This window comes from Ruegeria sp. CDSC052 (genome assembly GCF_059610685.1).
This window is the reverse complement of sequence record NZ_JBXWOB010000003.1, coordinates 93,711-107,518: the sequence shown is the minus strand read 5'-3', so window position 1 is coordinate 107,518 and position 13,808 is coordinate 93,711. Positions and strand designations below refer to the sequence as shown.

The window sequence follows — 13,808 nt, the reverse complement described above, 5'->3', positions numbered from 1 at the left end:
TTCAGGGAATAACTACTGGCATTGGCAAAGGCACGATGAACTTGCCGCCAGCGGCTTCGAAATCAGCCATCTGCTCGCGGATTTCGTCAAAGAAGTTCCAGGCCAAAACCAACAGGTAATCAGGTTTGCGTTCCATGACCGCTTCGGGGGCCAATACAGGAATAAGCTTGCCCGGCGAATACAGGCCCTGTTTCAACGTGTTCCGGTCAACCAGAAAATCCAGAGTTTCCGTGCCGATATCAAAGTAGTTCAACAGCGTATTACCCTTAGCGGGCGCACCGTAGCCAGCAATCGTTTTGCCAGATGCCTTAAGCTCGGCCAGCATGGAAACAAGGCTTTCCTGCATCGCGTGAACACGCTCGGCAAATGCTTCGTATGCCTCTTTGTTGGTCATGCCCGCGGCATCTTCGTCAGCCAGCATATCAGCAACAATCGGCGCCGGGGTTTTGTTCAGCGCGGCGGGTTGCATGAACACGCGCATCGAACCGCCATGAACCGGCAGTTTTGTGACATCCACTACATCGAGCCCAACGGACTGGCCCAGTTTGACGACGGACAGAAGGCTCAGTTCAGAGACATGTTCGTGATAAACATTGTCGAACTCGTTGGTCTCGAGGATCATCTTGCCCCAAGGCACTTCGATGATGAAGACGCCGTCATCTGTCAACAGGTCCAGAACACCTTCGGTAAAGCCGTGCAGATCGTCTATATGGTTGAAGGTATTGGTCGTCGTGATGACGCTGGCCGGCCCTTCGGTTTCACGAATCTGCTGCGCGGTGGCGCGGTTGAAAAAGTCCACATGGACCCGAACGCCCCGTTCGCCGGCAATCTTGGCAAGGTTGGCCGCCGGGTCGATGCCCAATGTGCGCCCGCCCTGATCGTTGGCATGGGACAGCATCAGCCCGTCATTACAACCGATATCAATGATCAGCCCACCTTGCGCACGCTCTACCGCGACCGAGGCGAGTTCGGCGAAATGCGTATGCATTGTTGCCGCACCGGACGGGACATAAAGATAGTCCGTAAAGAAATCAGCAGGCACCTGATCTGCAACCTGGATCAAGCCACAATCCAGACAGGCCTGAGTATTCAGCGGGAAAGCCGGTTGAGGAACATCCTTTTGCTCGGGCCGTGCGAACATATTGGCGGGCGGGTGATCACCCATCGGCAGCACAAGCATAAGGTTGGTAGACCGGCAGGTCCGGCAGGTCGTGCGAACAGACGTATTGATGCTTTGATCGTTCATCAGACCAGTGCTCCTTGGAATTTCAATGCAAATTCTTCAAATTTTGCATGCATATAATCGATTTGCGCCTGTATCAGACCATGGTGACAAGCCAGCAGAATACCCCCGCGCATAACCGCATCGGAATTGGGATAGCCCGCGGGATCTGCTCGGTATTCTACTTGCTTCATGGCAGGCTGACGCAGAATGTTTCCGGTAAAGACAGGCCGCGTTTGAATGTCTGAAGTCTCAAGGAATATCTGCATCTCGCGCCGCGTGAATGGGGCACCTTCGCGCAATGTCAGCGGGAAGGCCAGCCACCCGGTGCGCGAGTTCGGCAGTTGTTCAGGCAGGATGAACCAGTCTTCATAGCGGGCAAAAAAGGCGCGATGAGCAGCGAAGGCCTCTTCGCGCACGCGGATGTTGTTGTCCAGTTTGCTCAGCTGCACCAACCCGAATGCCGCGCTGATTTCCGAAGGTTCAACGTTATAGCCAAGATCCTCGAACAGAAATTTGGCATCATACTCGATCCCGTCCAGTTTGACGTTGAACCGATTCTCGATGGCCTCGGATTCCACAAACAGCGAGGACGACCGCCCCCAGGACCTCAGCAAAAGCGCCTTGCGGCCAAGCTCTTCGTCATTCACGCACAACATGCCACCATTCCCGGCGCCATTGATGACGTGGCTGCCGTAAAAGCTGGTGGTAGAGACGTCGGAATAGACGCCCGTGCTTGTACCGTCGATGGTTGCGCCCAGCGTGTCAGCGCTGTCTTCAATCACCTTCAGACCATGCGCATCGGCCAGCTCGCGGATACGGCGCCAATCTGGCAGGTTTCCGATAAGTGACGGAATCATGACAGCAGATGTATTTGGCGTGATCATGCGTTCGATCGCGTCTACGTCGATATTATAGGTCCCGACCGCGGCATCCACAAAGGTCGGGATCAGGCCCTGACGGACAAGCGGAGCAACCGTCGTGGCAAAAGTCAGGGCCGGAGTGATAACTTCGCTGCCCTTTGGCAAGTCCAGAATCTCGACCGCGAGATAGTTCGCCGATGACCCCGAGTTCACCATGATGCCGTGGCGTTTGGAAAACAAAGCAGCCACTTTTTCCTGCATCTCGCGCACTTTGGGGCCCATCTGGGTGGACGTTTTCAGAACTTCGACAACCGCGTCGATCTCTTCCTGGCCATGCACGGTTTGACCGTAATTCACTCGCATTATTCTTTTCTCCTCAATAACCCGCTATTGCGCGGCGACCGGAGCCCGGTCGAAATCCCGTGAAGACATCAGGTCACTGTAGAACCCGATCTGATTGTTTGTGATCCCACCCATCTCCGCACCGGCGGCATGGGCCTTGTACCAGTCTACTGTCAGGCGAACGGCTTCGGGCAATGTCAGTTGCGGACGCCAACCCAATCCCGTTTGCGCCTTAGTGCTGTCCAGTCGAAGAATACCTGCCTCATGCGGCGCGGCAGATGTCTGTTCAGCAGACGCCATCGAAAACTGTGGCGCTCCGTCGCCCCAGGCATCCTGCATCAAGGTTGCCAACTGCCGGACATCCACCGTCCCCGACACATCAGGGCCAAAATTCCAGGCGCCAGCAAAGCTCTGCCCATCCCGATACATTCGCGCGGCCAAGGCCAGATAGCCCGACAGCGGTTCAAGAACATGCTGCCAGGGGCGCACGCTGAGCGGGTTGCGGATCACCACCGGTTCGCCCGCCTCGGATGCGCGGATCACGTCGGGGATAAGCCGATCTTCGCCCCAGTCGCCCCCTCCGAACACATTCCCGGCCCGGACTGTTGCCAGTTGCGGCCCATCCGCTGATGAAAAGAAGGAATGACCATAAGATTGCGCCACAAGCTCGGTACAGCCTTTCGAGGCGCTATACGGGTCCCTGCCGCCCATCGGATCGTTTTCGCGATAACCCCAAGTCCATTCCTTGTTGTCGTAACACTTGTCACTGGTGACAACGACCACCGCCTTCAGTGAGCGCATCCCCAAAGCGGCATCCAGAACATGGGCCGTTCCAGATACATTGGTCGCAAAGGTTTCGGCAGGATCCCTGTAAGACCGGCGCACCAAGGGTTGGGCGGCCATGTGGAACACGATTTCAGCGTCCACCCCTGACAGTGTATCCAGCACCGCCTGACGATTGCGGATATCCGCAATCCGGCTGTCGGTCAGCCCGTCAACAGAACAGGCATCAAAGAATGAATGCCCCTGTTCGGGAGGCAGTGACAAGCCTGTCACCTCTGCCCCCAGACGCCTCAGCCATGCACAAATCCACCCGCCCTTGAATCCGGTATGCCCGGTCACAAGAACACGGCGGCCGGCAAAAACGCCATCAAACTGAGAATTGACCTGCCCGCTCACGGTTCACCTCATATCGCCAGAGCTGGGTAGCTCTTGCCCGAACCTTCGTTGAAATTAAGCCAGGGCGGCGTTTCACCTTCGCATAGACCGTCCAGCGTATTCCTGTCGCGCAGAGTGTCCATCGGATGCCAGAACCCATCGTGGCGATAGGCCATCAGCTCTCCGTCGCGGGCCATCTGGGTCAGCGGGGTCTGCTCCAGCGGCTCATTGTCATCAACCATATAGTCCAAGACGCCCGGCTCGAAGACGAAGAAGCCGCCATTGATCCAGGTTTCGCGATTGCGGACCTTTTCTGTGAAGGCGTCAACCCTGTCGCCCTTGAGCTCGATGTTACCAAACCGCGCCGGGGGCTGAACCGCAGTTACGGTCGCCAGCTTGCCATGTGATTTGTGGAAATCAATCAGTGCATTGATGTCGATATTTCCTACGCCGTCCGAATAGGTGCACATGAACGGCTCATCAGGAGTCAGCCAATCCTTGAGCCGACGGATACGACCACTGGTCATGGTATGCGCACCGGTGTCTACCACTGACACATTCCACCCGCCCGGAGCAGAAGGGACCAGTTGCAATTCCCCAGTGTCCAGCGATACCGATATATTGTTGGCGATCAGGTGATAATTGGCAAAGAACTGCTTCAGCAGCAATGCTTTGTACCCGGCAGCCACAACAAAATCACGATGCCCGAAATGGCTGTAGATATCCATCACGCGTGCGATGATCGGACGCCCGCCCACTTCAACCATGGGCTTGGGAATGGAAACCGTTTCTTCGGCCAGACGCGAGCCTAGTCCACCAGCCAGAAGTACCGTTTTCATTGTCTATCCTTCCTTTATTCGATCAATAGAATTGATGGTCATGTGAATGGGCCCGCCCAGGAAAAATATAGGCAGGTTGAGTCGCGCAGGCACTGGTCATTGTTCAGCCCCTGCAGCTTTCAAGTATACCACACCTTGGCCGTAGCGGTTGTTCAGACCTGATAATTCGACCGGGCGGTAGTTGTTTGCCCGCGCATAGCTCAACAATGGGGCTTCCAGAACGGAATCGTATCCAAGCAGGAAAGCCGAAGGCGGGTTATCTGCAAACAGAGCCGGTAAGTCTTCGGCGCCTGCCATCACGTATTTGCCGGCAAGTTCCGGGTCCGTGAAGGGTGCAATTCGGTAAGCGAATGGCCCCGTTGCAAATTCTGGATAAACGCTCAGGCCCGCCTCAAGCGGATAGATCGGCAGCAAAGTCGCGACCGGACCATCAGGCAGTGCACTGCCTGCCACCGCATCCCGAAGGACAGCACCGGAACCGGCAAAACGGGCCGAGGTGAACTTCGAAGGCTCTGTCAGCGAGACCAGGCCCATCCCGATACGCGGGAGTCCCAGGATGACCATCAAGACAATACCTGCCGCAAGCACAGGCACTGCCTCGTGCCGCCGTGGCGGGTCAAGCCGACGAAACAGAACCGCGAGCAGCAGAGGCAGACAGACCAGAGGCTGGATATAATATTGCGGAAAACCGGGCGTTGGGACAAAAGCCATTGAGGCAGTCAGGATAATGATCGCCAGAACAACACCACCATGCCGCAGTTGCGAGGGCTGCATTTCGTCGACACGCGCACCACCACGCAGGATAATCCAAAGCACGGACAGAATGGCCATAACCATCACCAGGCCCACTCCGGCCACCCATGCCGAATGGGCCAGCATCAACTTGCCCGACAATCTCAGGGCCAGCCCCGGTTCTGTTGCGGCGTTGGCCTCCCAATAGGCGACATGTGGTCCAGTGTGAAACCCCAAGACATGCGCCAGAAAGACGCCCGGATCAGCGAGCAGGAAGGCAAACAGGGGCAAGGCCCCGATCAGCCCTCCGATCAGCAGCGGCAGGACCACGGCTTTCAGTCGTCGTGCCATCGAAACATCCGCAGGCAACAAGAATGCGGCAAGAGCAATCGGCGGAATAAACAGTACCGCACTGACCTTCATCCCCGCCGCAATAGACAATGCGACGCCCGATAGGACCAGCGTCAAAAATCGCGGCGCGGGCTTTGACGTCTCAATCAAAAACAGGCCAAGCCCGATGACCGCAAATGGCAGTGGCAACAGATTGTTGGTTGCGGCCATACCGGCACCGGTCAGAAACAGCTCGCATGTCACAATGCCGATAATTGAAAAGACAGCGAGAACCGGTGATCCCGACAAGCGCAGCGTTACCCAGCCAGTCGCCGCGATCAATCCAAGCCAGGCCAGAAACAGGCCGATCCGAGCGGACCCCAACAGGCCGAACTCATCGAACAGAATGCCGGACCCAAGGTAATACCACGCCGAATAAGGGACGTGATTGTAGAAGAAGTCCGAATAAAGCTCCCACTCTCCGAGCAAACGCGCCGGAGGGACGAACATCAGCTCATCCCGGCGCAGATCATAGGTCATCAGGCGGCCGAACAAACCGGCAATCAGCAACACAAGCCCCAGACCAGCGGTCACGATCCCAAGCATAGCACCCATGCGCGTACTTGACGGGGTGGTGCCCTTAAAGCTTGATATTCTCGCATCGCTCATCTCAGCCCCTCCGATCCATCGCCTGACCCCGGCCAAGCGCACGCGAAATCATGAGGTAAGACAATATGACAACGGGCCCCAATGCGACCGCCTGTGCCAGATAGGGATCAAGCCCAACCTGCATCAAACCGCGCAAAAGCAGCGCATTCACAAAATACAGCACGACATAAGACATCGCATATAGCGGGAAACGGCGGTATCCCTGCACGCCAAAGACAAACCGGGCGTGGATACAAAAATTCCAGATCACACCCAAAATAAACTGAAGCAGAAGCGCAAGCTGTGGATGCATGCCCGCAAAAATCAAAAGTGCAAACACGCTATAGCCAAACGCCGTGTTGATCAGGCCGGCCCAGAGAAACCGTACCACCTGCGCACGTTCCTCTGACGGCGCTAAAGCCGAGCGTGTATTAAGCCTCGCCATCAAATGTTGGCCCTTTCGGCGGAAATATTAAACACAGAAACCAAATTCGGCAAAATAACCGACACCAGAAAAAACAATGCTAAATCAGCTGCCAGCGGGCAGCAGTTCCGGGTTTTCTCCTTCAGACTGACTGACCGCATTTGCTGCGTTTGTGCCAGCGCTTTTGAAAATGGGCTTGGATGAAAATTCCGAGATCGGAACCGGACGCAGGCCATTTGCACCATACCCTGGCACGAGCTCTTTCAGCAGGCGCTTGGCTGCCAGTTCGTCACCTTCTGCCGCAGCCTGTTCCAGTTTCCGGATCATGGCGCGCAGGCGGGCGACAGGAATACCCTCGGGCCGTGCGGACCCGACGCCCGGAATGCCGCATTCGTGGCGTTTCTCAGACGCATCAAACAATTCCTCGAACAGCTTTTCGCCTGGACGAATACCAATGAATTCGATGTCGATATCCTCATAAGGCTTTAGCCCGGCAAGGCGGATCATCCGTTCGGCCAAATCCACGATCTTGACCGGCCGACCCATATCCAGAACGAAAATCTCTCCGTGGCTGCTTTCCATTTTCAACCCGCTGGCGGCCGCAACCAGAGTCAGTTGCACGGCCTCACGGATGGTCATGAAGTACCGTTCCATCCGGGGATCAGTCACGGTCAGCGGACCACCGTTCGAGATTTGACGTTGAAACAGCGGGATCAGCGAGCCCGACGACCCCAGAACATTGCCAAACCGTACCGAGAAGAACCGGGTTTCTTCCTCGGTTCCGTTGGTTACACGGTCCTGTGCCTGAACGTAGAACTCAGCAACGCGCTTGGTTGCACCCATCACATTGGTGGTGTTTACAGCCTTGTCCGTGGAAACCTGCACCATAGCGATGGCACCATAGTTCCGGGCTGCATCCGCGACGTTACGGGTTCCGATCACATTGGTCAAAACGCCCTCGCAAGGATTCATCTCAACCATCGGAACATGCTTCAGCGCAGCGGCATTGAATACCAGCTCGGGGCGATGACGTTCAAAGATGTCATTCACACGCGACGCATTGCGAATGCTTGCGATATACATCCGCCGGGGAACATCTGGAAAGTTCTGCGACAAATCCATGTCGATGGAATAGGCGTTGAACTCGCAATGGTCGATCATCACCAGTTCCGCCGGATCGAAAGAGGCAATCTGACGTGCCAGTTCGCTACCGATCGAACCACCTGCACCGGTCACCAATACGCGGCGCCCACGGAACATCTCGCGCAACATCGAGCGTTCGACAGCTTTTTGTGGCCGCTCGAGAATTTCTTCCGGGTTGATAATACAACCATTGGCGGCATCCTGGCCTTCTTCCCCAAGACCCGGCACGCGTGAGACAGCGATACCGTTGGATTCACACCAGCTGGTCAGCTTGCGGATGCCATCACTTTCAAAATGCGTGATCGGTTCGGTCAGGAACAAGCGTCTGGGCAAATGATCCCAGGTTTTAAGCCGCTCGACCACGCGATCGGCATCCAGAAGAGATCCGATAATCTGAACATCGTGGAAATACAGCCCCATGGTATTGCGCGCATCGTCAATAATGCCCACCGGCTGATACTTGGAGTGCGTATTCCGCAAAGACCTGACAAACAGATCACAACTTGCACCTGTACCAACCAAAAGCACCGGAACCTTGTCCTGATGTTCGGCCATCAACCGCGCATTCTGGCGATTCAGCTCACGGCTACGGGCAACTACACGCAGGGCACTGAGCAGTAGGATCATCAAGCCAAGCTGAATAATGAAGGCAGCGAAGGGTACAGCCTTGGTCACTTCGAAAACTGCACTGGCAGCCATGAGGCACAGGACCAACATTGTCGATCCCCGCAGGATCAGACGAATGTCTCGCAGTGATGTCGAGCGTGTGTGGCGCCGGTACATGCCCGCAAGCGGGAAAACCGCCAGTCCAATCAGGCTGGACAAGAGCATCAGCGGGAACATGGCTGGCGCCATCTGTTGCGCTACCGTTCCACCATTCGCAAGATTTATTGCCACTACGGCTGAGAAAGACGAAGCAACAATGTCTCCAAAGACTAATCGATGATTGGCACGCAACTCACTAACAATCTGCGTTTGCCAGCAATGAAAACCCGAAACCATTTACCTCACCCCTTTATCTCATCACCGGCTCAATTCCGGTCGAGAATTACTCGTACATCGTTACCCAACAGGATCCTGCAGCATCAAAACATTGCCACAGCTCCCAACTGATCACTCACAGACCGCTTGCAGCTGTCCTATATAAACCAAAGGCCCGCGATCAGATGATCAACCGAAAGCCTTGTACCCGTATCTTTGTTTTGCCCCCTTCACTTGAGCTGGTCTCAATCGCCCAAGTTGAACACACTCACTTCACTCGTTAATAATAATAATTCACGCAAGTAACAAAATTGTTCCTCTGGTTCGCCGGTTAGCGCAATTTCTTCAATCTCCTTCAACGCTAACATACGTTTCCGCGCCCTCAAAAGTAATTTCTTCACACTTCATTAACGAAATGCAGCGTTTCCTGAAGTACTCTTTGACTGATATTTTGCTGAGGGTTGCAGAATTTCCTCCTTGTTTCGGCTGACTTGAGCGCCGATTGACCTAGCGTAAACAATGGAAATGCTAATCTCACGGGGAAAATTACAGTCATTTTCTCAATCCGATGAAATCTTCGTGGGCCGCTGTCCGGGCCTCAATCTTGACTAATCGATCCACAATAAGCCCCAATCGGAGCATTGTGAACCAAGACGCAACAAAGATGACAACTCCTTTCGGCCAATCCTCTCATGAGTCGCAGGCCGGTTTTCCTGACAAAGGCTTTGTGAACTTGGCGCATGCTTGGAAAAATTTCCGCATAGTCAGGGTGCCGGTCAGCTCTGCCGCTTGAATCGAGAATCGATTTGGGATCAACTCAGCCCAGACTTCGGATCAGTGCGCCGGAACTTGGATCCGGCCAGCAGGATGATCCGGAGAGATGTTGGTTCTTGGTTTGATATTCGTAGTTTTCAGCTACAGTTCTTGGATTTGAATATGAACAGATTTCTCGAAATACTGTGTTGCCTGATCGCGGGCACGATCGCGCTGCCCTTTTTTCTGGCGGGTTGTGTGATTGTGCTGTTTTCGGTCGGGCGACCTTTGTTTTTTGGCCAACGGCGGGCAGGCTGCAACGGGCGCGTCTTTCGCATCTGGAAGCTGAGAACAATGTCCGACACACGCGATCAAAGCGGGGCTTTGCTGCCAGATTCGGAACGTCAGACAAAAACCACCAAGCTTCTGCGCCGCGTAAGGCTGGATGAGATGCCCCAGCTTGTGATCATCTTGCGCGGAGATATGGCCCTTGTTGGCCCCCGTCCCCTGCTTCCCGAAACCATCGAAGAGTTTGGAGACAATGGGCGGGTGCGCTGCACGGTTCGGCCCGGCCTGACAGGGTGGGCTCAGGTCAGCGGCAATACCGCGCTTTCAAATGACGAGAAGCTAAAGCTGGATCTATGGTATGTCGCGCACCGGTCACTGTCGCTTGATCTGAAGATATTGTTCGAAACCATTATGGTAGCCTTGGCCGGAGAGCATAAACGCCCTGACCGAATTCAGGCCGCAGACAACTGGCTGGACAGCCGAAAGGAGACACCTGCATGAAGACGGTATTTGTGGGGGCGGTCGAAGGATCGCATGTCGCCTTATCCGCCATATGTGCCCGAGGGTTTGTACCGGATTTGGTGGTGACACTACCGCCGGACTTGTCTCACCGGCACTCTGATTTTGCAGATCTCAAACCCACTGCAGATCGGTATGATATTCCTGTCCACTATACCGCCAAAAGTGACTCGGCCGGAACAATCAAAACCATTCAAGCCGTAAAACCTGATCTGATACTGGTCATCGGGTGGTCTCAGATTTGCGGGCCGGAATTTCGGGCCCAGGCAAAGATCGGATGCGTCGGGTTTCACCCATCCGCCCTGCCCCGTCTGCGCGGGCGCGGTGTGATCCCCTGGACTGTCATATTGGGCGAAACCGATGTAGGCGCGTCATTGTTCTGGCTGGGTGAAGGGGCCGATGACGGCCCGATTGCGGCGCAAGCTCGATATGCGGTCGATCCCAACACGGTAACAGCACGCGAGCTGTATGACCGGGCGCTTCAGGCCCTGACGCAGCTGCTGCCTCAGCTTCTGACGCAAATCTCTGAAGGCGATATCCCGGCGGCTCCGCAGCCAGAAACCGGGATCAGCCTTTGCGCGCGGCGGCGGCCCGAGGACGGGCTGATCGACTGGACCAGACCCGCGGCAGAGATTAACCGGTTGATACGCGCAGCCGGACCGCCCTATCCCGGCGCTTTCACCTACACTGCCTCCGGTGAGAAGCTGGTCCTGCTGGGTGTACAGAACACCGCCCTGCAGGGCTACTATATCGGCCTGCCTGGTCAGATACAGGCCATCGAAGGAAACCGGTTTACGGTCGCCTGTGGGGATGGGAAATGTCTGGACATCACAAACTGGACCGGCGCCGATGCGCCGCCCGAACTGCACTCAAAGCTCAGGAATTCCGAATGACATCACTGACACCTTTTGACGGACAGGACGGACCGGTACTTGTGGTTGCTCCGCACCCGGATGATGAAGTCCTTGGGGCTGGCGGCACCATCGCACGACTGGCAGATGTAGGTCGCGCAGTCCATATCGCGATTGTCACAACGGGTCGGTCGCCCCGGTTCAGCACGGAACAGATCGCCAATGTACAGGCCGAAGCCAGGGCCGCACATGAGCATCTTGGTGTGACGCATACGCATTGGTTGGATTTCCCTGCCGCTGAACTGGCTGAGCACCCCCATGGTGACCTGAACGCAGGTCTGGGAACACTGATCCGCGATCTCGACCCAAGTGTCATCCTGGCGCCGCATCCCGGCGACATCCATCTGGACCACCAGTTGAGTTTCCTTTCGACTTTGGTGGCAAGCCGACCTTATCAGGACAAATACCCGACGACGATCGCGGCCTATGAGACGCTTTCCGAGACAAATTGGAACGCGCCATATCTGACGCCGCCATTCGTGCCGAACATGTTTGTGGACATTTCGGATACATTGGAGCGTAAACTGGAAGCCTTCCAGCTATTTGCAAGCCAGGTCAAACAGCCCCCGCACGAGCGTTCGGTTCAGAGCTTGAAAGCGTTGGCAACTTTGCGTGGCGCGACGGTTCACCGGGCCGCGGCTGAGGGCTTTGTCTTGGTCAGGTCGGTTATCTGACTGACTGATCGCAAAATCGCCAAGCTGCGATCAGCGCATCCACGCTTCGGACCATAGTTGGAACATAAAGACCGTCCACAGCTGAGCACCCCAGTTGCGTTTGCCTGATTGGTGCTCGGCCCAGCATTTTTCCAGCGCTGCCTTGTCCACGAAACCCTCAAGCCCGTTCCCATCCAGAAGAATGCTGGAAACACGGGACTTTAGGGGCCCGCGCAGCCAAGCGTTGAGTGGGATACCGAACCCGCGCTTTGGCCGGTCGTACAGCGATTGCGGAACCCGCTTTTTCAAAAGCTCCTGCAACGCCACCTTGCCAACCTTCCCGTCGCACCGAAGCGATGACGAAGAGCGCCAGGCGGCGGTGACAACGCGGTAGTCCAACAACGGCGCGCGCATCTCAAGGCCCACCGACATCGAAGTGCGGTCGGCCTTCACCAGAATATCATCCGGCAAATAATATAGCGAATCCAACAACATCATGCTGTCCAACTGGCTCAACCCTGCGGGCAAATCATGCGTTCCGATCTCATTGCCCAGCGGGATGCCGGACTTTCCAAGCATACCGGAGGACCAGATCGAAAACTGGGCCTGATAGCGGCACTGGAACTCTCGTCCCTGCAGAACCGGCGCAAGCTTGGCCAGACGGTCGGCGCTCAGATCATCGCGCATGCTGCGCGGGGCGAATGGCCTTAGGACTGGCACCAGAGCGGCAAGAACCGATTGCGGCGCCTGCGACAGGGCTTGAATTGCCAGGTCGGGCATCTTGCCCTTCAGGCGCTCAAAGGCCTGCATCCGAACATATCGGGCATAGCCACCAAACGACTCGTCACCGCCGTCGCCGGACATGACGACCTTAAGCTGCTGGCGCGCCAGTTGCGAAACCAGCAGGGTTGGTAGTTGCGACGGGTCGGCGAAAGGTTCGTCAAACACCTGCGGCAAGCCTTCGATGGCTTGAAACGCCATTTCCGGCGTCGCCGTCACCTCGTGGTAATCCGTCCCAAGATGCTCGGCGATGGCTTTTGCATGGTCGGCTTCGTTGGTGTCTTCGTCCTCAAAGCGTACGGTAAAGCTGGGAACCTTCCTGCTGGATTGCTCTTGCATCATTGCAGTTATCAGCGACGAGTCGACGCCTCCGGACAGAAATGTCCCAACCGGCACATCCGCAACCATCCGTTCGCCCACCGCGCGCAGCAGTTCGGATTCGATTTCAGCTATGGCCGTTTCATCGTCAGGATAGGGGTTTGCGCGCGCCTCGGTGACTACGGCCTCGATATCCCAAAACCGCTCGATCCCTTGCAGAAGCGCATCCAACGAGGCCGGTGGGGTGTCAAGTTTGATCTCGACCATAGAGCCCGCAGGTAGTTTCAGGACATTTGGGTAAATCGTGCGCGGCGCAGGAATATATCCCAACCGAAGAAACGATCCCAAGGCTGCGCGGTCCACCTCTGCCGGTCCAAATTCCGGATGCGCGCGCAGTGACTTCAATTCGGACCCAAACAGAACGGTTTTCCCGGCCAGGCCCAGATAGAGAGGTTTTTTGCCAATCCGGTCGCGCGCCAATGTCACGCTCTGGGTTTTCCGGTCAAACACGGCAATGGCAAACATCCCGTGGACGCGGTCCAGTGTCTTGCGGATACCCCAAAGCTGCATCGCCGCCAGCAAAACTTCGGTATCGGACGTGCCCCTGAAGCTTATGCCCAGATCCTGCAATTCCTGACGCAGTTCCAGATAGCCATAGATCTCACCATTGAACACAATGGTGAACCGACCGTCTGCGGAATCCATCGGCTGGACCCCGGTTTCCGACAGATCAATAATGGCCAGACGCAGATGCCCCAGGGCCACACCCTGATCCGGGTCCACAAACAACCCGGTTCCATCCGGGCCACGGTGTTCAATCGATTGACACATCCTGCCAAGGACGGATGAGGCCTGAGACCGATCAACGGTGCCAAAGTTGATAAATCCGGTAATGCCACACATC

11 protein-coding genes are annotated in these 13,808 nt (G+C 56.0%); 3 read left to right on the top strand and 8 right to left on the bottom strand.

Features of this window, described 5'->3' with window-relative positions; translation table 11 throughout:
• Window position 1 precedes the first annotated feature (1 nt).
• The 7 genes from AC2FIM_RS07815 to AC2FIM_RS07785 form a co-directional block, all read right to left on the bottom strand.
• Window positions 2–1,246, bottom strand: a complete 1,245-nt coding sequence (locus AC2FIM_RS07815) for a methyltransferase domain-containing protein (protein WP_496677139.1) — start codon at window positions 1,244–1,246, stop codon at window positions 2–4.
• Complete coding sequence (locus AC2FIM_RS07810) at window positions 1,246–2,448, bottom strand: DegT/DnrJ/EryC1/StrS family aminotransferase (RefSeq protein ID WP_142636227.1); 1,203 nt, start codon at window positions 2,446–2,448, stop codon at window positions 1,246–1,248. Before AC2FIM_RS07810 ends, AC2FIM_RS07815 begins: the two co-directional genes overlap by 1 nt.
• 24 nt (window positions 2,449–2,472) lie before the next feature.
• A complete protein-coding gene (rfbG, locus tag AC2FIM_RS07805; protein ID WP_271948809.1) occupies window positions 2,473–3,606 on the bottom strand; it encodes a CDP-glucose 4,6-dehydratase in 1,134 nt (377 codons plus the stop codon).
• An 8-nt stretch (window positions 3,607–3,614) separates the two neighbouring features.
• On the bottom strand, window positions 3,615–4,424 hold the full coding sequence (rfbF, locus tag AC2FIM_RS07800) for a glucose-1-phosphate cytidylyltransferase (RefSeq protein WP_142636222.1): 810 nt from the start codon (window positions 4,422–4,424) through the stop codon (window positions 3,615–3,617).
• A 96-nt stretch (window positions 4,425–4,520) separates the two neighbouring features.
• Window positions 4,521–6,155, bottom strand: coding sequence for a glycosyltransferase family protein (locus AC2FIM_RS07795; RefSeq protein WP_281995075.1), 1,635 nt, complete (start codon window positions 6,153–6,155; stop codon window positions 4,521–4,523).
• 1 nt (window position 6,156) lies between these two features.
• Window positions 6,157–6,579, bottom strand: a complete 423-nt coding sequence (locus AC2FIM_RS07790; protein ID WP_271948803.1) for a GtrA family protein — start codon at window positions 6,577–6,579, stop codon at window positions 6,157–6,159.
• Window positions 6,580–6,663: 84 nt separating this feature from the next.
• Window positions 6,664–8,556 carry a polysaccharide biosynthesis protein gene (locus AC2FIM_RS07785; protein ID WP_282027187.1) on the bottom strand — a complete coding sequence of 631 codons (1,893 nt, stop codon included), beginning with the start codon at window positions 8,554–8,556 and terminating at the stop codon, window positions 6,664–6,666.
• A gap of 1,062 nt (window positions 8,557–9,618) precedes the next feature.
• On the opposite strand from AC2FIM_RS07785, the gene AC2FIM_RS07780 reads away from it, so the two are divergent.
• Genes AC2FIM_RS07780 through AC2FIM_RS07770 form a run of 3 tightly spaced genes read left to right on the top strand, consistent with a single transcriptional unit; the run spans window position 9,619 to window position 11,827 of the window.
• Window positions 9,619–10,224 carry a sugar transferase gene (locus tag AC2FIM_RS07780; protein WP_142636214.1) on the top strand — a complete coding sequence of 202 codons (606 nt, stop codon included), beginning with the start codon at window positions 9,619–9,621 and terminating at the stop codon, window positions 10,222–10,224.
• The gene (locus tag AC2FIM_RS07775) at window positions 10,221–11,135 is read left to right on the top strand and encodes a methionyl-tRNA formyltransferase (RefSeq protein WP_271948799.1); all 915 of its coding nucleotides are present in this window, start codon (window positions 10,221–10,223) and stop codon (window positions 11,133–11,135) included. Before AC2FIM_RS07780 ends, AC2FIM_RS07775 begins: the two co-directional genes overlap by 4 nt.
• Entirely contained in the window at window positions 11,132–11,827 is a 696-nt protein-coding gene (locus tag AC2FIM_RS07770) for a PIG-L deacetylase family protein (RefSeq protein WP_496677150.1), read from the top strand. The genes AC2FIM_RS07775 and AC2FIM_RS07770 overlap by 4 nt, the downstream gene beginning before the upstream one ends.
• Window positions 11,828–11,857: 30 nt before the next feature.
• On the opposite strand, the gene asnB is transcribed toward AC2FIM_RS07770, so the two are convergent.
• On the bottom strand, window positions 11,858–13,807 hold the full coding sequence (gene asnB / locus AC2FIM_RS07765; protein WP_271948795.1) for an asparagine synthase (glutamine-hydrolyzing): 1,950 nt from the start codon (window positions 13,805–13,807) through the stop codon (window positions 11,858–11,860).
• Window position 13,808: the final 1 nt, after the last annotated feature.

Coding starts and splice junctions, on each gene's coding strand:
- AC2FIM_RS07815 (WP_496677139.1), bottom strand. CDS start 1,246: ATGAACGATCAAAGCATCAATACGTCTGTTCGCACGACCTGCCGGACC.
- AC2FIM_RS07810 (WP_142636227.1), bottom strand. CDS start 2,448: ATGCGAGTGAATTACGGTCAAACCGTGCATGGCCAGGAAGAGATCGAC.
- rfbF (WP_142636222.1), bottom strand. CDS start 4,424: ATGAAAACGGTACTTCTGGCTGGTGGACTAGGCTCGCGTCTGGCCGAA.
- AC2FIM_RS07795 (WP_281995075.1), bottom strand. CDS start 6,155: ATGAGCGATGCGAGAATATCAAGCTTTAAGGGCACCACCCCGTCAAGT.
- AC2FIM_RS07790 (WP_271948803.1), bottom strand. CDS start 6,579: ATGGCGAGGCTTAATACACGCTCGGCTTTAGCGCCGTCAGAGGAACGT.
- AC2FIM_RS07785 (WP_282027187.1), bottom strand. CDS start 8,556: ATGGCGCCAGCCATGTTCCCGCTGATGCTCTTGTCCAGCCTGATTGGA.
- AC2FIM_RS07780 (WP_142636214.1), top strand. CDS start 9,619: ATGAACAGATTTCTCGAAATACTGTGTTGCCTGATCGCGGGCACGATC.
- AC2FIM_RS07775 (WP_271948799.1), top strand. CDS start 10,221: ATGAAGACGGTATTTGTGGGGGCGGTCGAAGGATCGCATGTCGCCTTA.
- AC2FIM_RS07770 (WP_496677150.1), top strand. CDS start 11,132: ATGACATCACTGACACCTTTTGACGGACAGGACGGACCGGTACTTGTG.
- asnB (WP_271948795.1), bottom strand. CDS start 13,807: ATGTGTGGCATTACCGGATTTATCAACTTTGGCACCGTTGATCGGTCT.